This window comes from Pseudophaeobacter sp. EL27 (genome assembly GCF_900313025.1).
GTDB lineage: Bacteria > Pseudomonadota > Alphaproteobacteria > Rhodobacterales > Rhodobacteraceae > Pseudophaeobacter.
In genome coordinates this window covers 39,749-66,318 of sequence record NZ_OMPQ01000011.1, presented here as the reverse complement: position 1 = coordinate 66,318, position 26,570 = coordinate 39,749, and the positions used below count along the sequence as shown (strand labels likewise).

Here is a 26,570-nt window from a genome sequence, read left to right as displayed (position 1 = left end):
GACCAACTAAGGCAGCTCTGTAGGCTGACCTGAATTTTGTGGAGTTCTTTTATGCGTAGTGTTTTTCTTTCTCTATTTGTCGTTACATCTTTCCTGCTACCTGAATTGGCTTTGACCAAGGAGCGCCCGCTGCGCAATTCCGTGTTGAAGAATGTCCGTTTGGAAACTCTGTCCCACAGGCAAAGCTACCGTCATGCAATGGTTGCAGGGCCTGTGCGACGCGGGGACAGGGCGCAAAGGTTTGAAATTCGTCACGGGGATTGTGGCAGATCGTCTGGTTGGGATGATTGCAGTACGGATCGTGGGCGGGTGGAAATGAAAGAACGCCCCAAAAACGCCTTCTCAAAACCGGGACAGGGCGTCTGGTATGGCTATTCGGTTCTGGTGCCAAAGGATTTTGTCAGCCTGGGTCGGGCGAACACCATGCTGGGGCAGGTCAAGGCCGAAGGCTGGCTGATGCCGATGTGGAGCATCAACCTCAATGACAATCCTTATCTGCTATTTGCGGATGGGCAGACCTGTAAAATCGGATCTCTGGCTTCGTGGCGGGGGCGATGGAACGATATTGCCATTTTTGCCCATTATGGCCGCCAGGGGCAGAACGTCTATTTCCAGATGTTCAAGGATGGCAAGCTGATCTGCCAGCGCAAGACACCCTTTATGCCCGCAGAGTTTCGCAACAAGCGGCCCAAGCTGGGATTGAAATACGGGATCTACAATAGTTTTGTCAGCCGTTACCTTGCGAGTAAAGGGCGCACGCCCGCTGCTGTCACGGCCTATGCCCAGACCCATGAGAACGGCGGCTCTAAAAGCCCCTCACCGACACCGTTCAAATACGACTGGGGAGTAAGGCTGCCAACGCATGTCATTCATTATGATGAGTTTCGAGCAGGAGCGCGTCGTGAGGACGTGGATGTCAGGATGCTAGAAGCACAGGGTGTGCCACCGGTGGACTAGGGGTTATTCCACCACTCCTACAACCGGACCCATCATGAACCCGGCGTCAGAGCGCCCAATCTGCGGCGCGTGCAGCCGCGAGATATTGCCATCAAAGTAAAGCGCACTGGGCAAATTCAGATGATCCCGGAACAGGCTGCCAAACTGATGGAAAGTCACAGCGTTGCGTGAGATGGCAAAGACCACCCGGCGGCCATCGGCGGAGGTGCCAACGCCATTGCGGATGTAGTGGGAGGTGGAGTTTGGTAAAAACCGCGGATGTAATTCACCGTCGATCACCAGCATTGGCCCCGATTGCGTTGCGGAGGTGCAGTGGGTGCCGGAATCGCGAAAACTCAGCGTTTCAAAGACATCGGCGCGGCCCTGACGCAGACAGAAGACCCCATTGGGCAGCAGGCCAAAGTTTCCGGGTCCGGCGTTGGGAATCAGTCGCATCTCTTCCTTGCCGTCTTCGATATACAGACCAACAGGCGCGCGATTGGCATGATACATCCCGGCATTGGTGGCAAAGACCAGCTCTTTGCCCTCAGGTTTGAGCGCCTCTTCGATGCTGGAGAAATGGCCAAAGACCTGGCTCTGGTCGTCGCGCAAGAACAGCTTTAACTGGGCCCGGGACGCATCTACTTCGCAGATCGTGTAGCGATTGTCGTCAAAGGAGAGGTCGCTACAGTTGACCGCCCCCTTGTCGGACCCAACCGCTGGCACGGCCCAGAGGGCTGCCAGCAGTATGAGGGTCCGGCGGATCAATCCTCGATGTCGCGGCGTACCGCGTCCTGTTCCAACATCCGCCGGGTGGCGTCCATCTGGTCATAGGTGAGATCCAGTTGGAACCGCAGGTCCGGGGTGTATTTCATCCCCAGTTTCTTACCGGCGAGGGTGCGCAGTTCCCATTTGTTGCGGCCCAGCAGCTTCAGCAGATCCTCCTGCCCCTTGCCGCCCAGCGGCAGCACATAGGCGGTGGCGATGCGCAGATCGGGCGTGACCCGGACTTCGCCCACGGTGATGGACATGCGGTTCAGCTCTGGGTCATGCAGTTCCCCACGTGAAAGCACTTCGGACAGGGTCCGGCGGATCAGCTCGCCGACGCGCAGCTGCCGTTGGGAGGGGGCGCGCCCCTCAGGAGATTTGTTCTTTGCCATATCTTGGATCTAAGGTGAAACCAGCCCTTTGCCAAGTCACCGCCAAGCGGGTAGGAGAAAACCAGCAGAGTTTTTTAGCGACCCATCCATGCAAAGACGAGGACCACAGCAATGAGTGAGACACCAGGCATCGTGATTACAGGGGCTTCTGGCCGGATGGGGCAGATGCTGATCAAGACGGTTCTGGACAGCGACAAGGCGCGGCTGGTGGGCGCGGTGGAGCGCGCGGGCCATGCTTGGGTTGGTCAGGATCTTGGCACCGCCATGGGTGGTGCGGAGATTGGGGTGGTGGTCACCGATGATCCGTTGGAGGCTTTCTCCAAAGCGCAGGCGGTGATTGATTTTACATCGCCCGAAGCCACATTGGCGTTTTCAAAACTGGCGGCACAGGCGCGGGCGGTACATGTGATTGGCACCACCGGCATGTCGGAAGCGCAGATTGCCCAGCTGGAACCCGCATCGCGCCACGCGGTTTTGGTCCGGGCAGGGAATATGAGCCTGGGAGTAAACCTGCTGGTGCAGCTGACCAAAAAGGTTGCCGCGGCTCTGGATGAGGATTTTGACATCGAAGTCATTGAGGCCCATCACCACCACAAGGTGGACGCGCCCTCGGGCACCGCGCTGATGCTGGGGGAAGCCGCTGCTGAGGGGCGCGGGGTGAACCTGGCGGATGTCTCCGATTCTGGTCGCGATGGCATCACCGGCGCACGCAAACGGGGGGACATCGGGTTCAGCGCCATACGCGGCGGCGATATCGTCGGCGAACATGATGTGCTTTTTGCCGCCGCTGGTGAGCGTATTGTGCTGCGCCATATGGCAACGGATCGCGCCATCTTTGCCCGTGGTGCGGTAAAGGCGGCGCTTTGGGGGCTGGAGCAGGCACCAGGCGAATATGACATGCTGGATGTGCTAGGCCTGTAATGCCACAGGCTGCCCCATAGACCATGGGGCAGCTCATTTTTGTTGGGCGGCAAAGCCGCCCCTGTGCCTCCGGCGGGAATATTTTTAGAAAGATGATGAGAGCGGTTTGAGGTCGCGCAAGCGCTTCTGCTCAGGAGCGATCAGAGAGTTGCGGTTCCTGCAAAGCCTTCAAAACCCTCGGTGGTTTCCACCACCGAAGCCTCATAATGGGCGATGAGTGGCATCACCAAGGGTTCGACCTCCTGCGTCCAGATCGGCCCGTCATAAAAGGCCTGTTTGATTGTCTCGCGCTGCTCAAGGCTTTCAAAAGCGCGCATCCAATGCACCTTGTTTGGGTCTTCGAGATCACGCATGGGGCCAAAAACCAACATGCCGGCCTCGCGCAGGGCGGTGCGATTTACCTCTTCAAAGAAGCGGATAAAGGCCTCGCGCTGGCCGGGGTTCAACGTATAGCGGCGCATTTCCAAAATCATGGTTTTGCTCCTCTAGGTAGAAAGGTTGCGATGAGTTGGTTTACCGGCAGTTGGCTTGACTATATCTTAGCAGGGCCTTTGCGGTTTCGCGGGCTTGGTCTTGCGAAGCGACTGTAAGTCGAACCTGCGCCGGGAACTCTAAGCCGCCAAGGACCAGGGTGTCGCGCGCTGCTGTTTCTCCGTTGTGGATCAGGTTGAAGGAATAGCCGGCAAGTGTTGGATCGGCTTCTACGGCCAGTATGAAGTCAAAAAGGGCAGGGGCATCCGCGTGAGGTTGAATTTGTGCCGCAGGCTGCCCTGGTTCTGGGTCGGGGAGGAGAGCTCTGAGTTGAAAGGTGAGTTTGCCGTTAGGCTGTTCCAGAAGGCGGCGTAGATCGGCTTTGGACCATTGCCCTGCCTGCTCCCGTGGGAGAGGGGCGTTCTGAGTGACCGTGCCGTCATTGCGGTACATGGTCAGGGTGTGGCCCTTGAGGCCGTGCATGCTGGGTGGGACTTTGGACAAGAGTCTTTGAGCCGATGAAAGCAGTTGATTTGAAATGGGTTTTGGCATCAACGACAGGATCGCGCGCCCATCCTCGAGTGGCCGTATGTTGACAGTCTTATGGCTGAATTCCGAGAGATCCGTAAGCAAACGGGATCTGCGCAGGTTGTTTCCCCCAGCCTGAGTGATGGAGATATCTAACCGGCAGTCGTCCAGTTGAATGCTTAAATCGTCACCTTCTGTTGCCCATTGGGCCTCCGAAAGGGTCTCCAGCGCTAATTCGCGTGGACTTTTTAGCGTGAAGAGAAAGTATCCCGCGACAACTATAAAGGCCACGCAGATCACACCAATAATATTGCCGGTTTTCGAAAGGGATTTCCTGAAAATGGAGTTGCCAGTCGAGTGTTCCACCCTCGCAATACCCTCGGAGTTTCGAGAGGGTGATGGGGCTGGATGGTCAAAAATCGATTGCGATGCCTTTTTTCTCCCAGTCGCCATAGCGGGCCGGGTCCAATCCGTCGCGCCCGCCCAGTTCTACCGGCGGTTTTGCCTTGGCATCAGCTGCCTTGCGCCGTTCAGCGGCTTCGGCCAGGGCACGCTGGGCAGCGGCTGGCATGTCGGGGGAGATGGCGGGTTCAGCCGTTTTGGGGCCTGGGGTTTCGTCGCTCATGGCGGGTTCCTTTATGCTGAGGCCATGATATACGCGCCTTTCTGGTGGGAACAAGCCACCACAGGTGCCCGCGCTGTGCGCGTCTATGCCAAGGAGAGCAGCAATGTCCGATGGAACTCAGGCCCGCCGAACGGTGATCTATCTTTTGGATCAGGTTCTGGGTGAGGGGCGTCTGCTGGCGGAATGCTATGCGGCAGGTGTGTTGGAACGTTTGACCCCTGAAGATCGCGCGCGGACCCAGCGGCTGACATTGCAGACCCTGCGCAGTCTGGAGCGGGCTGATCGGGTGCTGCAAAAACATCTGAAAAAATCCACACCGCTGACGGTGCAGAATGCCCTGCGCCTGGGCACGGTTGAGCTGTGTCATGGGGCTGCGGCGCATGGTGTGGTCAACGATATGGTGGCGATCATCTCCACCCACCGCCGCCACGGCAAGCTCAAAGGCTTGGTCAATGCGGTCCTGCGCAAAGTGGCAGATCAGGGACCGGCGGAATGGGCAAAACTGCGGGTGCCGCGCCTGCCCAAATGGCTGCGCAAGCCCCTGGCGGATGCCTGGGGTGCCGAGGCCATGCTGGGGATCGAGGCTGCACATTTAGCAGGCGCGCCACTGGACCTCACCGGCAAGCCCGGCGCGGATCTGACGGCCTTGGGGGGAAGTAAGCTGGCGACGGGATCGCATCGCCTGACCGAGGCCGGGCAGGTCTCTGCCCTGGCTGGCTATGAGGCGGGTGACTGGTGGGTGCAGGATGCTGCCGCTGCCCTGCCTGCACAGATGCTGCAGGCCAAAAGCGGCGAGCGGGTGCTGGATCTTTGTGCGGCGCCTGGTGGCAAGACCATGCAGATGGCCGCCGCTGGGGCCAGTGTCACGGCCGTGGATACCTCGGCCACCCGGATGGAGCGGTTGCGGGAGAACCTGACCCGGACCGGGCTGGTGGCTGATCTGGTGGTGGGCGATGCATTGGAGCAGGCGGGACAATTTGATGCGGTTCTGCTGGATGCGCCCTGTTCCGCAACCGGCACCATTCGCCGTCATCCAGACCTGCCTCATGCCAAGGATGGTAGTGCCTTTGGGGCGCTGATCGAGCTGCAGGCGCAGATGCTGGTGCATGCCTGGAGCCTGGTCAAACCCGGCGGGCGCATGGTGTTTTGCACCTGTTCGCTGTTGCCCGACGAGGGCGAGTGCCAGATTGAAGAGGCGTTGGAAATGTTCCCGGATATGTCCGTGGATCGCGATGTGCTGATGCCTTTGGGGATTGATCCTGACTGGATCACCGAAGAGGGCGGGCTGCGCCTGCGGCCGGATTATTGGCCCCAGCAGGGCGGCATGGACGGGTTTTACATGGCGCTTTTGCGCAAATCTGCCTAGCGCCGCGCCTCGGGCGAGCATTCTTCGGTGACTTGTCGCGCCAAGGCGGTTATCCTTTTGCCAAAACGTCGGCCATCCACAGGCCCAAAGGCGTGAGGCAGAGAGCATGTCCAGATACGACAGAGTAGCGGGTCGCGGGACTCGCATGATGAATAGGCTATACGCCTGGCGCGCCCGCAAGCAGCCAGCGGCGACCGGGTTTGTGTCGCAGCCCGAGCCGCGCACCATCGGCAGCTTTGCCCGTGGCCGCCAGCTGGTGGCGGGGAACCTGCTGTTTGCAGGCTTCCTGGTCGAATCAGAAACCACCGGTCTGTGGGACGTAAATGCACCGGATGCGGCCTTTGATGCGGAGCGTCAGGGCTTTGGCTGGCTGGACGATCTGGCCGCCGTGGGCGACATCAAAGCACGGGTGAAGGCGCAGAAATGGGTCTGGGGCTGGATTGAAACCCATGGAGCCGGGGCAGGATTGGGCTCTGCCTTGGCCTGGTCGCCCGATCTGACCGGGCGGCGGGTCATTCGCTGGATCAACCACGCTTTGTTCTTGCTCAGTGGCAAAGATCGCGCCGAGACTGAGGTCTTTTATCAATCCCTGTCGCAGCAAACCTGGTTTTTGTCGCAGCGCTGGCAAGGGGCCTCGCCGGGATTGCCCCGGTTTGAGGCGCTGACCGGGTTGATCTATGCGGGGCTGACCTTACAGGGGCGCGAAGAGCTGGCGGATCCGGCAATCAAGGCTCTGGCGTTGGAATGCGAAGCCCAGATTGATGCTGAGGGGGGCGTGCCCACCCGTAACCCCGAAGAGCTGCTGGAGGTTTTCACCCTTTTGACCTGGGCGGCGGCTGCCCTGCATGAGGCCGGTCGCACGGTGCCTGCGGCCCAGACTGCGGCGATCGAGCGGATCGCCCCGGCGCTGCGCACCCTGCGTCATACGGATGGCGGCTTGGCCCGGTTTCATGGCGGCGGGCGCGGCCTGGAGGGCTGGCTGGATCACGCCCTTGCGGCCAGCCATGTGGCGGGTGATCATCGTGATGGCCTGGCCATGGGCTATGCCCGACTGGCCGCGCGGCGGACCTCGCTGGTGATTGATGCGGCAGTACCGCCTGCCGGTGCCGCATCGAGCAATGGCCATGCCTCGACGCTGGCCTTTGAGCTGACCTCCGGGCGGCGACCCCTGATTGTCAACTGTGGCTCGGGGGAGACCTTTGGTCTGGAATGGCGCCGTGCTGGGCGGGCCACGCCGTCTCATTCAACGCTTTGTCTGGCGGGGCATTCCAGTGCTCGGCTGGCCGCTGCGGATCGCACCACTGGTCAGGAAATGCTGGTGGATGGCCCCAAGGAGGTGCAGGTCGCGCTGGATGAGCTTGCAGACGGGCACCGCTTTCAGGGCGGACACGATGGCTATCTGCGGGATTTTGGCCTGACCCATGCGCGCACATTGCAGCTGTCGGATGATGGGCGCGGCTTGTCTGGCGAAGACCTGTTGGTTGCCATTGAAGACCCGGCCAAGAAGACCTTTTCCAAGGTGCTGGATCGCTCTGGCGCCAAGGGAGTCGGGTTTGAACTGCGGCTGCACCTGCACCCGGAGGTGGATTCTGCGCTGGATCTGGGCGGCTCTGCGGTCTCCATGGCGCTGAAGAGCGGCGAGATTTGGGTGTTTCGCCACGATGGCAGCTGCGAATTGACCCTGGAACCCAGTGTTTATCTGGAAAAAACGCGATTAAAGCCCCGTGCGGCAAAGCAGATCGTTTTATCTGGGCGCGCAATAGAGTATGCGACACGCGTCCGGTGGACGCTCAGCAAGGCGCAGGAGACTGCCATTGCCGTGCGCGACCTGAATCGGGATGATCCCGAGATTTTTGAATGAGCCTCTTGAGAGCCTACAAAGGACCGCCCTGCCATGACCGACCTTCACCCCGTACGCCGCGCGCTGCTTTCCGTATCCGATAAATCCGGCCTGATCGATCTGGGCAAGGCGCTGGCTGCGCGTGGTGTTGAACTGCTGTCGACCGGCGGCTCTGCCAAGGCGCTGCGCGATGCGGGCCTGACTGTGAAAGACGTCGCCGAGGTGACCGGCTTTCCCGAGATGATGGATGGGCGCGTCAAGACCCTGCACCCGATGGTGCATGGCGGGTTGCTGGCGCTGCGCGACAATGACACCCATGTTGCTGCGATGAATGAACACGGCATTGGTGCCATCGACCTGCTTGTGGTGAACCTCTACCCGTTCGAGGCCGCTCTGGCGCGTGGGGCCGGTTATGACGAGATGATCGAGAACATCGACATCGGTGGTCCGGCAATGATCCGTGCGGCCTCCAAGAACCACCTGTTCGTGAACGTGGTGACGGATGTCGAGGACTATGATGCTCTGCTGGCGGAACTGGACGCCAACGACGGTCAGACCTCCTATGCCTTCCGTCAGCGCCTGTCGCAGATCGCCTATGCCCGCACTGCAGCCTATGATGCGGCCGTGTCCACCTGGATGGCGGGCGCCATCGACGAGCAAACCCCACGTCGCCGCGCCTTTGCCGGCGAGTTGAAGCAGACCCTGCGCTATGGTGAGAACAGCCACCAGAAGGCGGCCTTTTACACCGATGGAACCAACCGTCCCGGCGTGGCCACTGCAGTGCAGCTGCAGGGCAAGGAACTGTCCTACAATAACATCAATGACACCGACGCCGCCTATGAGCTGGTTGCCGAATTCGACCCGGCGGAAACCGCAGCCGTGGCGATCATCAAACACGCCAATCCTTGCGGTGTAGCCAAAGGCGCAACTCTGACTGAGGCTTACCAAAAGGCTTTTGACTGCGACCGCACCTCGGCCTTTGGTGGTATCGTGGCGCTGAACCAGCCGCTGGACGCGGAAACCGCGACCAAGATCGTCGAGATCTTCACCGAGGTGGTAATCGCCCCCGGTGCCTCGGATGAGGCCAAGGCGATCTTTGCTGCCAAGAAGAACCTGCGCCTGCTGCTGACCGATGGCCTGCCTGATACCCGCGCGGCGCAAACCGCCTACAAACAAGTGGGCGGCGGCGTGTTGGTGCAGGACAAGGACGTGGGCTATGTCGGCATGGATGATCTGAAGGTGGTGACTGAGAAGGCCCCCACGGATGAGCAGATGCAGGACCTGCTCTTTGCCTGGAAGGTTGCCAAGCACGTCAAATCCAACGCCATCGTCTATGTCAAAGCCAATGCCACTGTGGGTGTCGGCGCCGGCCAGATGAGCCGCTTGGACAGTGCCAATGTGGCGGCTTCCAAGGCGCAGCGCATGGCGGATGAGCTGGGTCTGGATCAAAGCCTCGCCAAGGGCTCAGCCGTGGCTTCTGATGCCTTCTTCCCCTTTGCCGATGGTCTGCTTGAGGCCGCCGCGGCAGGGGCAACCTGTGTGATCCAGCCCGGTGGCTCTATGCGCGATGAAGAGGTGATCGCGGCGGCCAACGAGCAGGGCATCGCCATGGTCTTTACCGGCATGCGCCACTTCCGCCACTAAGACGAGATACGAGAAAAACATGGCAGCAGCACGTTTGATATTCTGGGGCGCCTTTTGGGCCTTTCTACTGGATCAGGCCAGCAAATACCTGGTCATCCACTGGATGGGCCTGTCACGGCGTCTCAGCATTGATGTGCTGCCGCCACTGCTGAACTTTCGCTATGGCGAAAACACCGGTATCAATTTTGGCCTCTTTGGTGACGGGGCAGACAGTGCCCGCTGGATCCTGATTGGCCTGTCGCTGGCGATCTGCCTGGTGCTGTTCCTGTGGATTGGACGCGGCAGTGACAAGGGGGCACTGATGCAGGTCTCGGCCGGGCTGGTCATTGGGGGTGCCCTTGGCAATGTCGCGGATCGGCTGCTTTATGGCTATGTGCTCGACTTTCTCAACATGTCCTGTTGCGGGCTGAACAACCCTTATGTTTTTAATCTGGCGGATGTGTTTATCTTTGCCGGAGCGGCGGGTTTGATCCTGTTTGAGGGGCGCATCAAAAAGCCTGCGTGACCTCCTTTGGGAAATAGGCTAAAACCGCGTTGAAATTGACGGGAGTATTGGGGAAATGCGAATTCCTCTGGCGATTATCGGTCTGATCTGTGCTGTGGCCGTATCTGGCTGCGGCCCAAAAGAGTTGCGTGATATCCGCAGCACTGGCACCGGACCGGATGAGTTCCTTGTCTTGCCGCCCAAACCTTTGAGCGCTCCTGACAATTACGCCACCCTACCGACCCCCACGCCGGGTGGGGCGAACCGCAGCGACGTTAATCCCCAGGCCGAGGCCGTTGTCGCCTTGGGGGGCAAACCTGATGCGTTGCTGCCCGCCGGATCGGTTCCAGCCAGTGATGCCGGCTTGGTCACCGCCTCCAGCCGCTATGGTGTGTCGCCCGATGTGCGCCAGGTTCTGGCCAGCGAAGATGCGGCCTTCCTGAAACGCAGACGGCGCGGTGGGCGGATCAAGATCGCGCCTGTTGATCGCTACGAGCAGATCTATTCCAAGCAGACGCTTGATCCTTTTGCAGTCAATGAAGCCTTCCGCCGGGCCGGGGTTGCGACCCCTTCGGCACCGCCTGCAAGCGGAGAGTAACTCTATTGCGAGACTGGATTGACGGGGCTGCTTTGGCGGCCCTGTTGAGTTTTGATCTCTTGGCTTATGCGCGGGTTTGCACCGTTTGCCTGTTCAGTGCTTCATCCATTGTTTAACCCGGATTTGCTATTGTCCTGGGCGCGAGAAGGCAAATCTACCGGCTTTCACGTTTGCGATAGTGTCGCTTGCGCCCAGATGTCAGGGGCGTAGGTTGAATACAGGGCAGAACGGAACCAAATAAATGCTCTGCCCTCAGAGCAGCGACTTCAAGAATGAGGAGAATGCCAAATGTTCGCAAGGATCGCTTTGGCCGCCACGGTGCTGAGCATCAGCCTGACAGGCGCTCTGGCCAAGACCCAGGATGGGGCGTCGGGACCAGATGATCTGGTGACCAGTTTTGCCTTGGACAATGGCATGCAGGTTGTTGTCGTCGAGGATCACAGGGTGCCAGTGGTACAGCATATGGTCTGGTACCGGGCCGGCTCTGCGGATGAACCGATCGGGCAATCCGGGGTGGCGCATTTTCTGGAACATCTGTTGTTCAAAGGCACCGACACCCTAGCCCCCGGTGAGCTCTCTGCCACCGTGGCGGCCAATGGGGGGCGCGACAACGCCTTTACCAGCTATGATTACACAGCCTATTACCAGCGAGTTGCCTCAGACCGGCTAGAGCTGATGATGCGGATGGAGAGCGACCGCATGGTCAATATCCGCCTCTCCGAAGAAGAGATCATTACTGAGCGTGAAGTCATTCTGGAAGAGCGCAATCAGCGCACCGATAACAACCCACGCGCCCTGTTTGGCGAGCAGCTGAATGCGGCGCAATATCTTAACCATCGCTATGGGCAGCCAATCATCGGCTGGCGGCACGAGATGGAAGAGCTGGATATGGCGGATGCCCTGTCCTTTTACGGCACATTCTATGCGCCCAATAATGCCATTCTGGTGGTTTCAGGCGACGTTGATCCTGATGAGGTCAAATCCCTCGCCGAGACCTATTACGGTGTGATTCCAGCCAACCCCGATCTGCCAGCAGTGCGGGCCCGCAGCAAAGAGCCCCCGCAAAACGCCGAACGACGCCTGATCTTCCGCGATCCCCGCGTGGCCCAGCCCTATGTGCAGCGCTCCTATCTGGCAACAGAACGCAATGCGGGCGCGCAGGAAGAGGCGGCAGCGCTTTATCTGTTGTCGGAACTCTTAGGCGGCGGCTCCACCTCCTACCTGTCCAATGCGCTGCAATTTGATCAGCAGGTCGCGGTTTATACCGGGGCGTTCTACTCTGGTGTGTCTCTGGACCTGACCAGCTTTGATTTCCTGATCGTTCCTGCCCAGGGGGTGAGCCTGGGAGAGGCCGAAGCAGCGCTGGATGCAACCGTGGCCGACTTTTTGGAAGAGGGGGTTGATCCCGAACAGCTGGAGCGGATCAAACTTCAGCTGCGCTCTTCGGAAATCTATGCGCGCGACAATGTGGACGGGATCGCCAACCGCTATGGCCGGGCGCTGACCTCTGGCCTGACGGTGCAGGACGTACAGGACTGGCCGCAGATCCTGCAGTCTGTCACCTCGGATGAAATCATTGCGGCAGCACAGACCATGCTGCGTCCGGAGGCCTCGGTGACCGGATGGATGATGCGACAGGAGGAGGGCGAATGATGCGTCTTGCAACTCTGACAGCGGCGGTTTTTGCCTGGGTTTCCATGCTGGCCCTACCCGCGCAGGCCGATATCAAGATCAATGAGGTGACCTCCCCGGGCGGCATCACGGCCTGGCTGGTCGAGGATCACTCGATCCCCTTTGCCGCGCTTGAGCTGCGCTTTCGCGGCGGCACCTCGCTGGATGCGCCGGGCAAACGTGGTGCAACCTATCTGATGGCGGGGCTGCTCGAAGAGGGCTCTGGCGAGATGCAGGCGCAGGACTATGCCCGCGCAGTTGAAAACCTGGCCGCCAGCTTTGGCTATGACGCAGATCGCGACAGCCTTTCGGTCTCGGCACGTTTCCTCAGTGAAAACCGCGACGCGGCGCTGGCGCTGCTGCGCCAGACCCTGCAGGAGCCGCGCTTTGATCAGGATGCGCTTGACCGGGTGCGGGCCCAGGTCCTGACCGGTCTGCGCTCGGATCTCAAAGACCCCAACAAGATTGCGGCCCAGGCCTTTGCCGCAATGACTTATGGCGATCATCCCTATGGCAGCTCCGGCAAGGGTACCATCGAGAGCGTTTCCGAACTGGCGCGCCAGGACATCTTTGCCGCCCATGAAGCGGTATTTGCCCGTGATAGGCTCTATGTCAGCGCGGTTGGCGATATCACCCCGGCTGAACTGGGGGTTCTGTTGGATGATCTGCTGGGGGATCTGGCGCCTGAGGGCGCGCCGCTTCCCGGCCCAGCAGAGGTGACGATCTCCGGCGGCGTCAGCATCGTTGATTATGACACGCCGCAATCGGTGGCACTGTTTGGTCACAGGGGCATCATGCGGGATGATCCGCGGTTCTTTCCCGCCTTTATCATGAACCAGATCCTGGGGAGCGGCTCTTTTGACAGTCGCCTGATGAAGGAAGTGCGCGAAAAGCGGGGCCTTACCTACGGGGTTTACTCGTACCTGGTGCCGCAGGATCTGGCGGCGATCTACATGGGGCAGTTAGGCTCTGCGAATACCAAAATGGCTGAGGCGGTTGCGGTGATCCAAGGTGAATGGCAACGTCTCGCCAGCGATGGTGTCACGGAAAAAGAGCTAATGGATGCCAAGACCTTTCTGACGGGTGCCTATCCGCTGCGGTTTGATGGCAATGGCCGCATTGCCTCGATCCTGGTGGGCATGCAGATGGATGATCTGCCGATTGATTATGTCCAGACCCGTAATGACAAGGTCAACGCGGTGACCCTGGAAGAGATCAATCAGGTGGCCAGTGAAATTCTCCTGCCCGACGAGCTGCATTTCATGGTGGTCGGACGGCCGGAAGGGCTAGTCGCCAGCCAGTGAGAGCTAGCAAAAGGATAGAAGAAAAGCTTCAGGGTCGGGGGTATCCCCGGCCCTGTTCTTTTGAAATGCCTAGGCTCAGGCTTTCTTTTTGGCCGAGGCTGCCCGCAGCATATGCCCCATCATCTCGCCGGTGCTGCCAGAGCCGCGCTGGTAAAGCGCGCCATCCACCGCCAGCACCGTGCCGCTGATATAGCTGGCCATATCCGAGGCGAGAAACAGGCAGGCGTTGGCCACGTCGTCGCAATCGCCCAACCGCCCCAATGGAATGCTGCGGGTCAGCCCCTTTAGCACTTCGGGGCTGGGGGCCAGACGTTTGGCGCCTTCGGTGCCGTCGATAAAGCCGGGCACAACGGAATTGATACGGATGCCTTCCAGCCCCCATTCCATCGCCAGGGTGCGGGTGATCTGATCAACGCCGGCCTTGGCCGCACAGACATGTGCCTGCCCTTCATAGGGCAGATAGGACTGCGGGGCCGAGATGCTGATGATGCTGGCGCCGGGGCGGCTGAGGTAGGGATAGGCGGATTTCATCACATGAATGGTGCCCATCAGATCGATGTCAATCACGGTCTTAAAGGCATTGACCGACATATCCGCGGCCAATGCCGGGAAATTGCCCGCCGCCCCGGAGATCAGAACATCCAGGTCGCCAAATACCTCGTGGATCTGGGTGAAGCCGGCAGAGACCGCCTCTGGGTCGCGCACGTCAAAGGTTAGTCCCAGGGTTTCCGCCGCGCCCAGATCCTGCAGCGCTGCCACGGTGTCGTCCACCTTGTCCTGCGAGCGTGAGGCGACGGCTACCCGCGCCCCTGCGGCGGCAAAGCGTTCGGCAATACCACGGTTGATACCGCTGGTGCCGCCAATGACGGCCACCGTTTTGTTGTTGAAATCAAATCCGGTGGCCATCATTTTTCCTTTTCCGCTGTTGGGTTATTCGCCGTAGGGCACCCAAATATTTTTCACCTCAGTGGACTCTAGCAAGAACTTGCGGCTGTGATCGACAGCCCAGTCAAGCGACGTGGCGTTAGCCACCCAGGTCCGCTTGAGGTTGAGCGCCGAGGCCTTCTCGATGGTCTTGGCAAGATCAGAAGAGGAGAAACTCCAAACCGCATCCACGTTCATATGGGCGGCCAGGGGCTGGGCCAGATCACCGGCCTCACCGGTCAGAATGTTGACCACACCTGCGGGCACATCAGAGGTTTCCAGCACCTGATAGAAATCCGTTGCCGCCAGCGGGAAGGGGGAGGAGGCCGCCAGAACCACCCGGTTGCCCATGGCCAGCGCCGGGGCCATCACCGAGACCAGCCCCAGAAGCGGGGCCTCATCGGCGCAGAGCGCGCCAATCACCCCGACGGGTTCTTTCATCGCCAGGGCGACAGCACGCATCGGAACCCCATGGGCCTGACCGTCGTATTTGTCGGCCCAGGCCGCAGCGGTGAACAGGCGCTGGATCGACAGATCCACCTCCTTGGCGCCGCCCTTTTTGCCGGTCATGGCATCGATGCGATGGGCAAACTCTTCGGCGCGGGCCGATAGGTTTTCGCCGATGTAATACAGGATCTGAGCCCGCAGGTGGCCGGTGGTCTTGGACCAGGCCTTGGCCCCTGCTGCGGCCTCAACCGCGTTGCGCACGTCTTTGCGACTGCCCATGCCGACATGGCCCAAAAGCGCACCGTGGGCATTGTAGACCGGCTTTGAATAGCCACTATCGGGTCGTGCCTGTTTGCCGCCGATATACATCTTGGCAGTGCGGTCCACCGGGTCTGCGGCGTGGCTATCGTGTTTGCCGGCAAAGGCTGTGACTGGCGCCAGCGCCTTTGCTTTGCCCTTGAGACGGGTATAGGCGCTGAGTCCTTCCCAACCGCCTTCGCGGCCAAAACCGCTTTCGCGCACGCCGCCAAAACCCGCAGCGGCGTCAAACATATTGGTGCCATTGATCCAGACCACGCCGGCCACCAGTTTGGGGGCGATATCCAGCGTCAGGTTGACGTTCTCGCTCCAGACCGTGGCGGCAAGCCCATAGCGGCTGTTGTTGGCCAGTTCCACCGCCTCGGCCGGGGTGCGGAAGGTGCAGGAGACCAGAACCGGGCCAAAGATCTCTTCCTGCATCAAGGGGTCGGCAGGCGACAGCCCCTGGATCAGCGTGGGTGGGTAAAAACAGCCCTCGGAGGGCAGCAGCAGGTCGGGCTGATAGGTCTCGCCCGCCTGATTGCCCGCGACCAGCGAAGTGATGGTTTCCAATTGTACCGGGTCCACAACGGCACCGATGTCGATGGATTTATCCAGCGGGCTGCCAATGCGCAGCTTGTCCATGCGGGCTTTGAGCTTGGTGTAAAAACGCTCCGCGATGCCTTCCTGTACCAACAGGCGCGAGCCTGCGCAGCAGACCTGTCCCTGATTGAACCAGATCGCATCGACCAGGCCCTCAACCGCAGAATCCAGATCGGCGTCGTCAAAGACGATATAGGGCGACTTGCCGCCTAGTTCGAGCGTCAGCGCCTTGCCCGTGCCTGCGGTGGCTTCGCGAATGCGACGCCCCACCGAGGTGGAGCCGGTAAAGGCGATCTTGTCTACATCAGCGGCAACGATCATCTCGCCCACGGCACCGTCACCGGTGACGATATTGACCACGCCCTTGGGCAGGCCGGCCTGTCGGCAGATATCGGCAAAAAGCAGCGCGGTGAGCGAGGTGTATTCCGCCGGTTTCAGCACCACGGTATTGCCCATTGCAATGGCGGGCGCGACCTTCCAGGCCAGCATCAAGAGCGGGAAGTTCCAGGGGATGATCTGGCCGCAAACACCTAGCGCCTCTGCGTCGGGCAACTCGCTTTCCATCAGCTGGGCCATGCCCGCGTGATAATAGAAATGCCGCTGCGCCAGCGGGATATCAATATCGCGGCTTTCCCGGATCGGCTTGCCGTTGTCCATGGTTTCCAGCACCGCAAAGAGGCGAGAGTGTTTCTGCAACAGCCGGGCGATGGCATAGAGGAACCGTGCACGACCCGGGCCGCCGAGTTTCTCCCATTTGGGCTGCGCCTTACGGGCTGCGGTAACGGCCGCATCCACATCCACTTGGCTGGCCTGGCTCAGAGTGGCAAGCACCTCGCCACTGGCGGGGTTGCGGCTGTCAAAGCCATCTTGAGGGCTGGTGAATTCCCCATCGATGAAATGGCCAAAACGGTCGCCTTGATCGACCAGCCAGGCCAGTGCTTCAGCGGCATTTTCGGGGGCAGGGCCATAGTCCATTGAGTCGAACTTCTCTTTGATGGTCATGTCTGATGCTCCTTCAGGCCGAGGCGTGGCGGTAGCTGGCGGAATAGGCGCCGGTGGTGTGATGTTCGAGCTGGCGTTCGATGTCGTTGAGCAGCGATGAGGCGCCAAAGCGGAACAGATCCGGCTGTAGCCAGCGATCCCCCAGTTCTTCCTTGATCAGCGACAGATAGACCAGCGAATCCTTGGCCTTGGAAATGCCACCGGCAGGTTTGTAGCCGACGCGGAAACCGGTGCGATCATAGTAGTCGCGGATGGCGCGGATCATCACCAGGCTGACAGGTAGCGTGGCATTGACACTTTCCTTGCCGGTGGAGGTCTTGATGAAATCCGCCCCGGCCATCATGCAGATCAATGAGGCCCGCGCCACATTGCGCAGGCTTCCCAGCTCTCCGGTGGCAAGGATGGCCTTGACATGGGCCTCACCACAGGCGGCGCGAAAGGCTTTCATTTCATCATAGAGCGCCTGCCAGTTGCCCGCGAGCACATGGCGGCGCGAGATCACGATGTCGATCTCCTTGGCGCCGGCCTTGACGCTTTCCTTGATCTCGGCCACCCGCAGATGAAAAGGCGACAGTCCGGCGGGGAACCCGGTGGAGACCGCAGCAACCGGAATGCCGGTGCCCTCCAGTGCCTTGACCGCTGCGGGGATCATCTCGTGGTAGACGCAGACGGCGCCGGTGGTGATTGGGGCCATGTCGAGCGCCTGCATGATGTCGCTCCGCACCGGCTGGCGCGCCTTGGCACAGAGGCGGCGCACGCGCTCTTCGGTGTCATCGCCGGACAGGGTGGTCAGGTCGATGCAGGTCACGGCCTTCAAGAGCCAGGCGGCCTGATAGTCCTTTTTGACGCTGCGCCTTGCAGACAGCGTGGCACAGCGGCGCTCGATCGCAGAGGTATTGGCCTGCACGCCAGTGACCCAGTCGAGGTCAAGCGCCATACCGGGGTTGCGGGGCTCCTGTGCCAGCGCCAGCGGCTGTGTATGTTCCAAGGTTTGGCTTTCCATTCCGGGGGATCCTCAACAGAGTTCTGCGCGAAAGTCGCACGGGTGCGGCATCTTGGCAAGTAAGCCGGGCGGCGGAGGTGGCAAAATTTGACCTTTTGGACAAATGTCACAAAAGTTTTGTTGAGAATAATTCTCATTTTCATTGACTAAGTTGAGAATCGTTCTCATATTCCCTTCAAGTTCGATATTTCAGGAGCCTTCGATCAATGAAACTCACGCGACGCACCATTATGGGAATGATGATGTCCCTTGCCCTGCCCTTTATGGCAGCAGGCGCCCAGGCAGAGGCGCCGCTGAAGTTGGTGGCGACCACAGGGATGATCGCCGATGCGGCCCGTCAGGTCGGGGGAGACCAAGTTGAGGTCAAAGCCCTGATGGGGCCTGGGGTGGATCCGCATGCTTACCGCCAGACGCGTTCTGATATCGTGGCCATGACCCGCGCAGATCTGGTTCTGTGGCACGGGTTGTACCTAGAGGCGCAGATGGAAGAGTTCTTTCATGATCTGGAGCGCAAGCGCACAGTTGTTGCCGTGGCCGAAGGCCTGCCCAAGGATGTGCTGCGCGGCCATGACGACTATGCGGATAAGTTCGACCCGCATGTCTGGATGACTCCTGCCCTTTGGAAACTGGTTGTGACCGAGGTTCAAGAGGCCCTGACCGCAGCCCGTCCCGAGGCCGCAGAACTGTTCGCCGCTAACGCAGCGGCGCATTTGGCAGATCTGGATCGGTTGATCGCTTATGGCGGTAACGTTCTGGCACGGGTTCCGGAAAATAATCGTGTCCTCCTCTCGGCGCATGATGCCTTTGGCTATTTTGGTCGCGACTACGGGTTCGATGTTCTGGGTATTCAGGGCATCTCAACCCAGTCAGAGGCTGGCCTGAACCGCATTGGCGAGCTGGTAGACCTGCTGGTTGAGCGCAACATCAAGGCGGTTTTTGTCGAAAGCTCGGTTTCGGATCGCTCGGTACGGGCCCTGATCGAAGGGGCGGCTGCCCGGGGGCATGAGGTCTCTATCGGGGGAGAGCTGTTCTCAGATGCAATGGGAGCTGATGGCACCTATGAGGGCACATACCTGGGCATGCTGGATCACAATATGACCACGATCTCCAGAGCCCTGGGCGCGGCGGATATTCCGGCACGTGGCATGGATGGAAAACTCTCGGCGGGTTTGTGACCATGTCCGTGGAAATCGTGAAAACCCAGCCCGAAGACGCCACAATCAGTGCTCAGGCTCAGGATGCCAAGATCGCGCAGAGTCCGCTTGCCATTCGCGGGCTCACCGTCAGCTATGGTGAAAAACCAGCCGTTTTCTCGGTGGATATGACGGTTGAGCCGGGGCAGATGACAGCGATCATTGGCCCCAACGGAGCCGGGAAATCCACCCTGCTCAAGGCTGCACTGGGTATCGTTGCACCGGTCTCTGGCCGGGTCTCAGTCTTTGGCCGCTCCTTGGCGGAACAACGCGCCCGGATTGCCTATGTGCCACAACGCGCCAGCGTTGATTGGGATTTCCCGACCCGGGTGATCGATGTGGTGCTGATGGGGCTTTACCGCGAGCTGGGGCTGCTGGGCTGGATCAAGGGCGGGCATCGCGCCAAGGCGCTGGACTGCCTGGAGCGTGTCGGCATGGGCGATTTTGCCGCCCGCCAGATTGGCCAGCTCTCCGGTGGTCAGCAACAGCGGGTGTTTCTGGCCCGTGCCCTGGCCCAGGGGGCGGACCTCTATCTGTTGGACGAACCCTTTGCCGGGGTGGATGCGGCCACGGAAAAGGCGATCATCTCGGTGCTGAAATCCCTGCGCGAGGCGGGCAAGACGGTGGTTGTGGTGCATCACGATCTGGCCACCGTGACCGAGTATTTTGACAGGGTCTTCCTGATCAATACCCGCCGCGTAGCCGAAGGTCCGGTGGCAGAGGCCTTTACCGAAGAGACCCTGCAGGCGGCCTATGGCGGGCGGCTCGCGACCTCGCAAATTGACAAACTGGCCAGGGCCTGAGGGGGCAATCTATGTTACTGGACGCTCTGCTCCTGCAGCTTGGCTATAACGCCACGCTGGTGGCGATTGGCGCCGCCCTTCTGGGCACCGCTGCCGGCATCACCGGGACCTTTCTGTTTCTGCGCAAACGCGCACTGGTGTCAGATGCGGTCAGCCATGCGACCCTGCCGGGCGTTTGCATTGCCTTCCTGCTGATGGCCTTTGCGGGTGGTGATGGGCGCAATCTGGCGGGGCTTTTGGCGGGCTCGGCTGTCTCTGCCGGGATTGGCCTCTGGTGCATGAACTGGCTGACCCGCAACACCCGTCTGGCCGAAGACGCAGCCATTGGCGCGGTTCTGTCGGTGTTCTTTGGCTTTGGCATTGTACTGCTTACGGTTATCCAAACACTCGGCGTTGGCCGTCAGGCTGGGCTCGAGGGTTTCCTGCTCGGCTCCACCGCTGGCATGCTCTATAGCGACGCGGTGGTGATCGCAGCGGGCGGCGCGGTGACGCTGTTCCTGGTCTTGCTGACCCGTCGCCCCATGACCCTGGTGGCCTTTGACCCGGAATATGCCGCTGCACGTGGCCTGCCGGTGGATCGCATCGACATGCTGATGATGGGTCTGGTCATGGCCGTGACGGTTGTCGGACTGAAGATCGTTGGGTTGATCCTCATTGTGGCGCTGCTGATCATTCCTGCCGTTACCGCGCGGTTCTGGACGGAACGGTCCGAATATGTGGTTTTGCTGGCCGGACTGTTTGGCGGGGTTGCCGCCTATCTGGGGGCGGCTCTGTCTGCCTCGGCGCCAAATCTTCCGACGGGACCGCTGATTGTTCTGGTCAGTTTTGCCCTCTTTGCCCTATCGCTGTTTCTGGCCCCCAATCGGGGTGTTCTGGCGGCGGTTCTGCGTCATCTGCGGTTTCAGCGCCGGGTGCATCTGCGCCAGGGATTACTGGCATTGGCTCAGGGCCAGGCCATCTATGAAAGCCTGACCCTGCGCCTGCTGCGCCGTGCCGATCTGGTGCGTGCAGATGGGGTGGCAACTGGTAAAGGCAAGGCCCGCGCGGCCAAGGCTTTGCGCGATGAGCAGCGTTGGGAAGTGGTGCGTAGTGACGTCACACAGGAGGCCGCAGCGGCGCTCTATGATGGGCTGCGCGATATCGAGACGGTGCTGACACGGGATCAGATTCAGGAAATAGACCGCCGCATTGGTGGCCCACGCGAGGTAGCCTCATGAGCGGTGAAGAGTTTGTTCCCCTGTCGCTGACGCCAATGCTGATTGGCATCTTTGCGGCCATAGCCTGCGCCCTACCGGGGAATTTCCTGTTGCTGCGCCGACAGGCGCTGATTGGCGATGCCATCAGCCATGTGGTGCTGCCAGGCATTGTCGTGGCCTTTTTGCTGACGGGAGTGATTGCCGCCTGGCCCATGATGCTGGGCGCTGCCGGAGCGGCGATTGTTGCCGTGGTGATGATCGAGGCGATCCGCCGCCTGGGTCGGATTGAGCCGGGTGCGGCCATGGGCGTGGTCTTTACCACCATGTTTGCCGGCGGTGTCCTGCTGCTGGAGCAGACCGATACCTCAACCGTGCATCTGGATGTGGAACACGCGCTTTATGGCAACCTGGAAAGCCTGATCTGGCTGGATGCCACCGGTTGGGCCTCGCTGCTGGACCCGCAGGCGCTGCGATACCTGCCCTCCGAGTTGCCACGGATGGCGCTGACCCTGCTGGGCGTGTGCCTGTTCACTGCGGTGTTCTGGCGGGCGCTGAAGATCTCGACCTTCGACGAGGGCTTTGCCCGCACCATGGGTATCCGCACCAATCTGCTGGGACTGGGGCTGGTGATCACCGCCGCCGTTGCGGCAGTGGCGGCCTTTGATGCGGTTGGATCGATCATTGTCATTGCCATGTTCATCTGCCCGCCTGCGGCGGCGCGGATGATGACCAACCGTCTGGAGGCGCAGATCGCCTGGAGTGTGCTTTACGCAGTGCTTTCAGCGGTACTCGGCTATGTTCTCGCCGGTTTTGGCCCCCTCTGGCTTGGTGGCGCGGATGCGGTCAGCGCGGCGGGTATGATCGCCACGGTTTCTGGCGTGATCTTGGCGATCACTGCTCGATTTGGCCCCTGCCGGGGCCGTTCCGGGGCGCCAGCTGCGGCCTGAGGTAGGTTTGAGCCGATCTCAGGGCAAAGGATTCAGAGCAAAGGATGGATGGTCATGCCAAAGCGCGGCCCTCATTTTTGTTCCCCTCTTGTTCGATTTTTACGCCGGACCCGGTGGTAGAATCGGGGGAAGCTGCTAAATTTAGCGGTATGAGCAGCCAAGACCCCCATATCAGCGATTCTGATCGCCCGACCATTCGTCAGCTTGATGACAGTGCAATCAACCGTATCGCCGCTGGCGAGGTGGTGGAACGCCCGGCTTCGGCCGTCAAGGAACTGGTGGAAAACGCCATTGATGCGGGCGCACAGCGCATCACCATCGAGATTGCCGATGGCGGCAAGACCCTGATCCGGGTGACCGATGATGGTTGTGGCATGACCTCGCGGGATCTGCCGCTGGCGCTGTCGCGCCATGCCACCTCCAAGATCGACGGGACGGATCTGCTCAATATTCATACCTTTGGCTTTCGTGGCGAGGCGCTGCCCAGTCTGGGGGCGGTTGGACGGCTGACCATTACCAGCCGGGCTGCAGGTCATGACGCGGCCATGATCCGGGTGGCGGGGGGCAAGATGGAGCCGGTGCGACCGGCAGCCCTGCGCGCGGGCACGATAGTTGAGCTGAGCGATTTGTTTTATGCCACCCCGGCACGGCTGAAATTCATGCGCACGGATCGTGCGGAATCTCAGGCGATTGGCGATGTGGTCAAACGGCTGGCCATGGCGGAACCCTCGGTGGGCTTTACCCTACGCGATGTCTCGGGCGGCGGCGAAGGGCGTGTGACCTTCCGCGCTGATCCCCTGACTGGCGATCTGTTTGATGCGCTGCACGGGCGGTTGGCCTCGGTGCTGGGGCGCGAATTTGCCGAAAACGCGCTCAAGATCGACGCCACGCGCGATGGTATCCGGCTGTTTGGCTATGCGGCGCTGCCGACCTATTCGCGCGGGGCTGCAGTGGCGCAATTCCTGTTTGTGAACTCGCGGCCCGTGAAGGACAAGATGCTGACGGGGGCGCTGCGCGGGGCCTATTTTGATTTCCTCAGCCGGGATCGCCACCCGGCGGCGGCCCTGTTTATTGACTGCGACCCAACCCTGGTGGATGTGAACGTGCATCCGGCCAAATCCGAAGTGCGCTTTCGCGATCCCGGTCTGGCGCGGGGGCTGATCGTCTCGGCGCTGCGGCACGCCCTGGCCGAGGCCGGGCATCGGGCCTCAACCACGGTTGCCGGGGCAACTTTGGGCGCGATGCGTCCCGAAGCACCCACTGCCAGCGGTGCGGCGCGGGTCTATCAGATGGACCGTCCCTCCTATGGCGCACGAAGCCTGTCTTACGCGGCGCAATCCCCGGGACAGCCGCAAGAGGTGTCCGAGCCTGCGCCGCCACCGGCAGCGCCGGGGTTTGCAGAGTTCCAAAGTGCCTACAGTGGTCGCGTCACCGAACCAGAGGCCCCGGGGCCAATGTCACATGCGCCCGAGGCTCCCGCGCCCGGGGCCGAAGCCCTGCCATTGGGGGCGGCACGCGGGCAGGTGCATGAAAACTACATCATCGCCCAGACCGCAGATGGGATGGTTATTGTTGACCAGCACGCTGCCCATGAGCGGCTGGTCTATGAAAAGCTGAAGCATCAGATGGCAGAAAACGGTGTGGCTGCCCAGGCGCTGCTGATCCCGGAGATTGTCGAGCTGGGCAGCAATGACTGTGCCCGATTGCTGACCCATGCCGAGGCTCTGAGAAAATTTGGCCTCGGGCTGGAAGCTTTCGGCGGAAATGCTGTCGCCGTGCGTGAAACCCCTGCCATTCTGGGGGAGGTAAATGCGGAGGCCATGGTGAAAGATATCTTGGATGAGCTGGACGATCAGGGTGAAAGCCAGCTGGTGCAGGCGCGCCTTGAGGCGATCCTGAGCCGGGTCGCCTGCCATGGCTCGATTCGCTCGGGCCGTCGCATGCGCGGTGAAGAGATGAATGCACTACTGCGCGAGATGGAGGCGACGCCTCACTCCGGCCAATGCAACCATGGCCGCCCGACCTATGTGGAGCTGAAGCTGGCCGATATCGAACGGCTGTTCGGGCGTAGCTGATGGAGGGCATGTCCGAGGCGCTGCAATCGATGGAAGAGCTCTGGTTGCTGATCCTGCTGGCGGCAGGCTTTGCCGCTATGCTCTTGATCCTGCTATTGTTGTCGCTGCGGGCCTCGGCGCGGGTGGCGCGGGCGATGCTGCCTTTGTCGGGGCAGATTGGTCAACTGGGGCAATCGGTGCAGCAGCTACAGGGCGGTTTGCAGCATGTGTCTGACACCCAGGCCACGGCGCAGGTGCAGATGGTGCAGACGGTTGAGGCGCGGCTGACAGCGGTGCAGCAGCATATGAACGACCGCCTTGCCGATAACGCGCTGCGTCAGGCCCAGTCCATGGCACAGATGCAGGAGCGCATGCAGGAAAGCCTGCATGGCAGCAGCAAGCGCACGGTGACATCGTTGACCCAGTTGCAGGAACGTCTGGCAGCGATCGACAAGGCGCAGGATAATATCACCAAGCTCTCGGGCGATGTGCTGGGGCTGCAGGACATCCTGTCCAACAAACAGACCCGGGGTGCCTTTGGCGAAATCCAACTGTTTGATATCGTCTCCAAAGCCCTGCCGGCGGGCAGCTTTACCCTGCAGGCCACCCTCAGCAATGGCAAACGCGCCGATTGTCTGGTGCATCTGCCCAATCCACCGGGGCCAATTGTCATCGACAGCAAATTCCCGCTGGAACCCTATGAGGCGCTGCACCGGGCTGAGAGCCGCGATGAGAAAGCCTATGCCATAAGGCAGATGAAGGCGGCGCTGCGGGCCCATATCACCGCAATCTCGGAAAAATACATTATCGAGGGCGAGACGGCTGAAGGGGCGCTGATGTTTCTGCCCTCGGAGGCGGTCTATGCCGAGCTACATGCAAATTTTTCGGCGGTGGTGCGGGAAGGCTTTGCCGCCAAGGTCTGGATTGTCTCGCCCACCACCTGCATGGCGACGCTCAATACCATGCGCGCCATTCTCAAGGATGCGCGGATGCGGGAGCAGGCTGGGGCGATACGATCAGAGCTGGGGCTCTTGTATCGCGATATGGAACGCTTAGGTGAGCGGGTAAGTAATCTGGATCGCCATTTTGGCCAGGCTGCCAAGGATATAGCAGAGATCCAGGTCAGCGCCGAGAAGGCAGGAAAACGGGCCCGACGTTTGGACAATTTCGATTTTGAAGAGATCGCTGGCGAGACCACCGGCAATATTGTGTCTCTGGAGCAAAAGAACCCATGACAGCCATGTCGCTCGACACCCGATTGTTGCATCAGGCAGAGGTGAAGGTGGAGCGGATCGTAGCGGTGCTGCGGATCGGTGTTGCCCTCTGTCTGCTTGGGGCCTTTTTGTTCCTGGTGCAGGGGGAGGGCGCAGATCAGCCCTATCTGCGGGTCCAATGGCTGCTCGCCTTTATGACACTGGTCTTTTACTTTCTGTTGGGAGGCCTGTCTTACTGGCTCGCCACCTCGGGGCGGTTCCGCCGTTGGATGGTCTGGCCTGCGGTCACCCTGGACTGCGTCTTCATGTTGGTGAACACCTGGGCCGGTCTCAGCAATACCGGCCTTCCGGGAGAGTTGACCTTTTTGCTGCCACCCACCTGGCTGGTGCCGGTGATCCTGGGGTTTGCGGTGCTGCGCTTTAACCCCTATTTGCAGGCCTATTGCGTTGCGCTTGTTGTTGGCGGTCTGGCCTGTCTGACCTTTTGGCAGCCGGAAGAGGTGACGCCCTTTATCGCAGCAAGAGCCGAAATCATGGTCATGCAGCCGCCCAATATGGTGCGGGTGGTTATGATCGCCATGGGTGGGTTGGTGCTGGTGGTGGCGGCCTATCGAACGCGGAAACTGCTGCACAGCTCGATCGAAGATGCGCGGGCGCGGGCCAATCTCACCCGGTATCTGCCAGCCCAGATGGCGGACCGCCTGGCGGCGGGTGAGTTGAGCGAGCTGCGCCAGGGGCGACAGCAGGAAATGCTGGTGATGTTTGTCGATATCCGTGGCTTTACCAATTGGTCCGAGGGCCGGGCACCGGAAGAGGTGGGGGCCTATATCAGCGAGTTCCGCCGTCGGGTCCAACGGGCGGTCAGCGCAAATGACGGCATGATCGACAAATTCATTGGTGACGCTGCGATGATCCTGTTTGAGGGCGAGAGTGCAGCGTGCCGGGGTTTGGGCTGTGTTGATGATCTGTTGGCAGAACTGAAAGATTGGAGCGGCGAACGACAGGCGGCGGGGCGCAATCCGGTTCGCGTCGGGATCGGGCTGCATCTGGGGGAGGTCTTTTCCGGAGTGGTCGGCGATGCCCAGCGTTTGGAGTATTCGGTCTTTGGCGATACGGTGAATACGGCAGCGCGCCTGGAAGAGCTGACCAAGGCGGCAAGGCATGATGTTATTGCCTCGGCGGCGGTGCTGAAGGCTGCAGGAAACGCGCCCGCGCGCACGGGTTGGACGGCTCTGCCGGCGGAGCATCTGCGCGGGCGCAGCAGCGGAGTCGAGATCTTCGGGCGGGGGCAGGTCGCAGCCGCAGAGGCCTAGCCTAGGCCATTGGCAGGCATTGGAAG

General features: G+C 60.6%; 24 protein-coding genes. 16 read left to right on the top strand and 8 right to left on the bottom strand.

All coding sequences use genetic code 11. The annotated features are described in order from the left end of the window. Positions 1-51: 51 nt before the first annotated feature. The gene (locus ED661_RS12685) at positions 52-957 is read left to right on the top strand and encodes a heparin lyase I family protein (RefSeq protein ID WP_122074297.1); all 906 of its coding nucleotides are present in this window, start codon (positions 52-54) and stop codon (positions 955-957) included. Positions 958-960: 3 nt separating this feature from the next. Here the strand turns inward: ED661_RS12685 and ED661_RS12680 are convergent, their stop codons facing one another. Both ED661_RS12680 and rbfA read right to left on the bottom strand, forming a co-directional pair. Next, positions 961-1,704 carry a phosphodiester glycosidase family protein gene (locus tag ED661_RS12680; protein ID WP_122074296.1) on the bottom strand — a complete coding sequence of 248 codons (744 nt, stop codon included), beginning with the start codon at positions 1,702-1,704 and terminating at the stop codon, positions 961-963. After that, positions 1,701-2,096 (bottom strand): 30S ribosome-binding factor RbfA, encoded by a 396-nt coding sequence (gene rbfA / locus ED661_RS12675; protein ID WP_122074295.1) that lies wholly within the window; start codon positions 2,094-2,096, stop codon positions 1,701-1,703. The genes ED661_RS12680 and rbfA overlap by 4 nt, the downstream gene beginning before the upstream one ends. Positions 2,097-2,207: 111 nt before the next feature. Here rbfA and dapB point away from each other — a divergent pair, with 111 nt between their 5' ends. Then, positions 2,208-3,017: a 4-hydroxy-tetrahydrodipicolinate reductase gene (gene dapB, locus ED661_RS12670; RefSeq protein ID WP_122074294.1), complete on the top strand. Its 810-nt coding sequence runs from the start codon at positions 2,208-2,210 to the stop codon at positions 3,015-3,017. 140 nt (positions 3,018-3,157) lie between these two features. On the opposite strand, the gene ED661_RS12665 is transcribed toward dapB, so the two are convergent. From ED661_RS12665 to ED661_RS12655, 3 genes are read right to left on the bottom strand one after another with little or no spacing between them, the layout of a single operon-like run. Then, positions 3,158-3,490: a putative quinol monooxygenase gene (locus ED661_RS12665; RefSeq protein WP_122074293.1), complete on the bottom strand. Its 333-nt coding sequence runs from the start codon at positions 3,488-3,490 to the stop codon at positions 3,158-3,160. Between the two features lie 40 nt (positions 3,491-3,530). After that, complete coding sequence (locus ED661_RS12660) at positions 3,531-4,382, bottom strand: hypothetical protein (RefSeq protein WP_162930128.1); 852 nt, start codon at positions 4,380-4,382, stop codon at positions 3,531-3,533. Between the two features lie 46 nt (positions 4,383-4,428). After that, entirely contained in the window at positions 4,429-4,641 is a 213-nt protein-coding gene (locus ED661_RS12655; protein ID WP_122074291.1) for a DUF1674 domain-containing protein, read from the bottom strand. 103 nt (positions 4,642-4,744) lie between these two features. On the opposite strand from ED661_RS12655, the gene ED661_RS12650 reads away from it, so the two are divergent. From ED661_RS12650 to ED661_RS12620, 7 genes are all read left to right on the top strand, one after another. Then, positions 4,745-6,007: an RsmB/NOP family class I SAM-dependent RNA methyltransferase gene (locus ED661_RS12650; RefSeq protein WP_122074290.1), complete on the top strand. Its 1,263-nt coding sequence runs from the start codon at positions 4,745-4,747 to the stop codon at positions 6,005-6,007. Between the two features lie 106 nt (positions 6,008-6,113). Continuing rightward, entirely contained in the window at positions 6,114-7,868 is a 1,755-nt protein-coding gene (locus tag ED661_RS12645) for a heparinase II/III family protein (RefSeq protein WP_122074289.1), read from the top strand. 33 nt (positions 7,869-7,901) lie between these two features. Continuing rightward, the gene (purH, locus tag ED661_RS12640) at positions 7,902-9,491 is read left to right on the top strand and encodes a bifunctional phosphoribosylaminoimidazolecarboxamide formyltransferase/IMP cyclohydrolase (RefSeq protein WP_122074288.1); all 1,590 of its coding nucleotides are present in this window, start codon (positions 7,902-7,904) and stop codon (positions 9,489-9,491) included. 19 nt (positions 9,492-9,510) lie between these two features. Then, positions 9,511-9,996: a signal peptidase II gene (lspA, locus tag ED661_RS12635; protein WP_122074287.1), complete on the top strand. Its 486-nt coding sequence runs from the start codon at positions 9,511-9,513 to the stop codon at positions 9,994-9,996. 55 nt (positions 9,997-10,051) lie between these two features. Continuing rightward, the gene (locus ED661_RS12630) at positions 10,052-10,573 is read left to right on the top strand and encodes a DUF3035 domain-containing protein (RefSeq protein ID WP_122074286.1); all 522 of its coding nucleotides are present in this window, start codon (positions 10,052-10,054) and stop codon (positions 10,571-10,573) included. Between the two features lie 288 nt (positions 10,574-10,861). Continuing rightward, on the top strand, positions 10,862-12,226 hold the full coding sequence (locus ED661_RS12625; RefSeq protein ID WP_122074285.1) for a pitrilysin family protein: 1,365 nt from the start codon (positions 10,862-10,864) through the stop codon (positions 12,224-12,226). Continuing rightward, positions 12,223-13,548 carry a pitrilysin family protein gene (locus ED661_RS12620; RefSeq protein WP_122074284.1) on the top strand — a complete coding sequence of 442 codons (1,326 nt, stop codon included), beginning with the start codon at positions 12,223-12,225 and terminating at the stop codon, positions 13,546-13,548. The genes ED661_RS12625 and ED661_RS12620 overlap by 4 nt, the downstream gene beginning before the upstream one ends. Before the next feature lie 75 nt (positions 13,549-13,623). On the opposite strand, the gene ED661_RS12615 is transcribed toward ED661_RS12620, so the two are convergent. Genes ED661_RS12615 through deoC form a run of 3 tightly spaced genes read right to left on the bottom strand, consistent with a single transcriptional unit; the run spans position 13,624 to position 17,824 of the window. After that, positions 13,624-14,454 (bottom strand): SDR family oxidoreductase, encoded by an 831-nt coding sequence (locus ED661_RS12615; RefSeq protein WP_122074643.1) that lies wholly within the window; start codon positions 14,452-14,454, stop codon positions 13,624-13,626. Positions 14,455-14,478: 24 nt separating this feature from the next. Then, on the bottom strand, positions 14,479-16,821 hold the full coding sequence (locus tag ED661_RS12610) for an aldehyde dehydrogenase family protein (RefSeq protein WP_122074283.1): 2,343 nt from the start codon (positions 16,819-16,821) through the stop codon (positions 14,479-14,481). Between the two features lie 13 nt (positions 16,822-16,834). Further along, positions 16,835-17,824 (bottom strand): deoxyribose-phosphate aldolase, encoded by a 990-nt coding sequence (gene deoC / locus ED661_RS12605; RefSeq protein WP_122074282.1) that lies wholly within the window; start codon positions 17,822-17,824, stop codon positions 16,835-16,837. 236 nt (positions 17,825-18,060) lie between these two features. Between deoC and ED661_RS12600 the strand changes: the two genes are divergently transcribed. The 7 genes from ED661_RS12600 to ED661_RS12570 all read left to right on the top strand — a co-directional run bounded on the left by ED661_RS12600 (position 18,061) and on the right by ED661_RS12570 (position 26,544). Beyond that, on the top strand, positions 18,061-18,999 hold the full coding sequence (locus ED661_RS12600) for a metal ABC transporter solute-binding protein, Zn/Mn family (RefSeq protein ID WP_371412447.1): 939 nt from the start codon (positions 18,061-18,063) through the stop codon (positions 18,997-18,999). Positions 19,000-19,001: 2 nt separating this feature from the next. Continuing rightward, the gene (locus tag ED661_RS12595; RefSeq protein WP_122074280.1) at positions 19,002-19,820 is read left to right on the top strand and encodes a metal ABC transporter ATP-binding protein; all 819 of its coding nucleotides are present in this window, start codon (positions 19,002-19,004) and stop codon (positions 19,818-19,820) included. An 11-nt stretch (positions 19,821-19,831) separates the two neighbouring features. Next, positions 19,832-21,037 carry a metal ABC transporter permease gene (locus ED661_RS12590; protein WP_122074279.1) on the top strand — a complete coding sequence of 402 codons (1,206 nt, stop codon included), beginning with the start codon at positions 19,832-19,834 and terminating at the stop codon, positions 21,035-21,037. Then, complete coding sequence (locus tag ED661_RS12585; protein WP_122074278.1) at positions 21,034-21,963, top strand: metal ABC transporter permease; 930 nt, start codon at positions 21,034-21,036, stop codon at positions 21,961-21,963. Before ED661_RS12590 ends, ED661_RS12585 begins: the two co-directional genes overlap by 4 nt. Before the next feature lie 149 nt (positions 21,964-22,112). Next, complete coding sequence (gene mutL, locus ED661_RS12580) at positions 22,113-24,038, top strand: DNA mismatch repair endonuclease MutL (protein ID WP_122074642.1); 1,926 nt, start codon at positions 22,113-22,115, stop codon at positions 24,036-24,038. After that, positions 24,038-25,252, top strand: a complete 1,215-nt coding sequence (locus ED661_RS12575) for a DNA recombination protein RmuC (protein ID WP_122074277.1) — start codon at positions 24,038-24,040, stop codon at positions 25,250-25,252. The genes mutL and ED661_RS12575 overlap by 1 nt, the downstream gene beginning before the upstream one ends. Then, on the top strand, positions 25,249-26,544 hold the full coding sequence (locus ED661_RS12570) for an adenylate/guanylate cyclase domain-containing protein (RefSeq protein ID WP_122074276.1): 1,296 nt from the start codon (positions 25,249-25,251) through the stop codon (positions 26,542-26,544). Before ED661_RS12575 ends, ED661_RS12570 begins: the two co-directional genes overlap by 4 nt. Positions 26,545-26,570 lie beyond the last annotated feature (26 nt).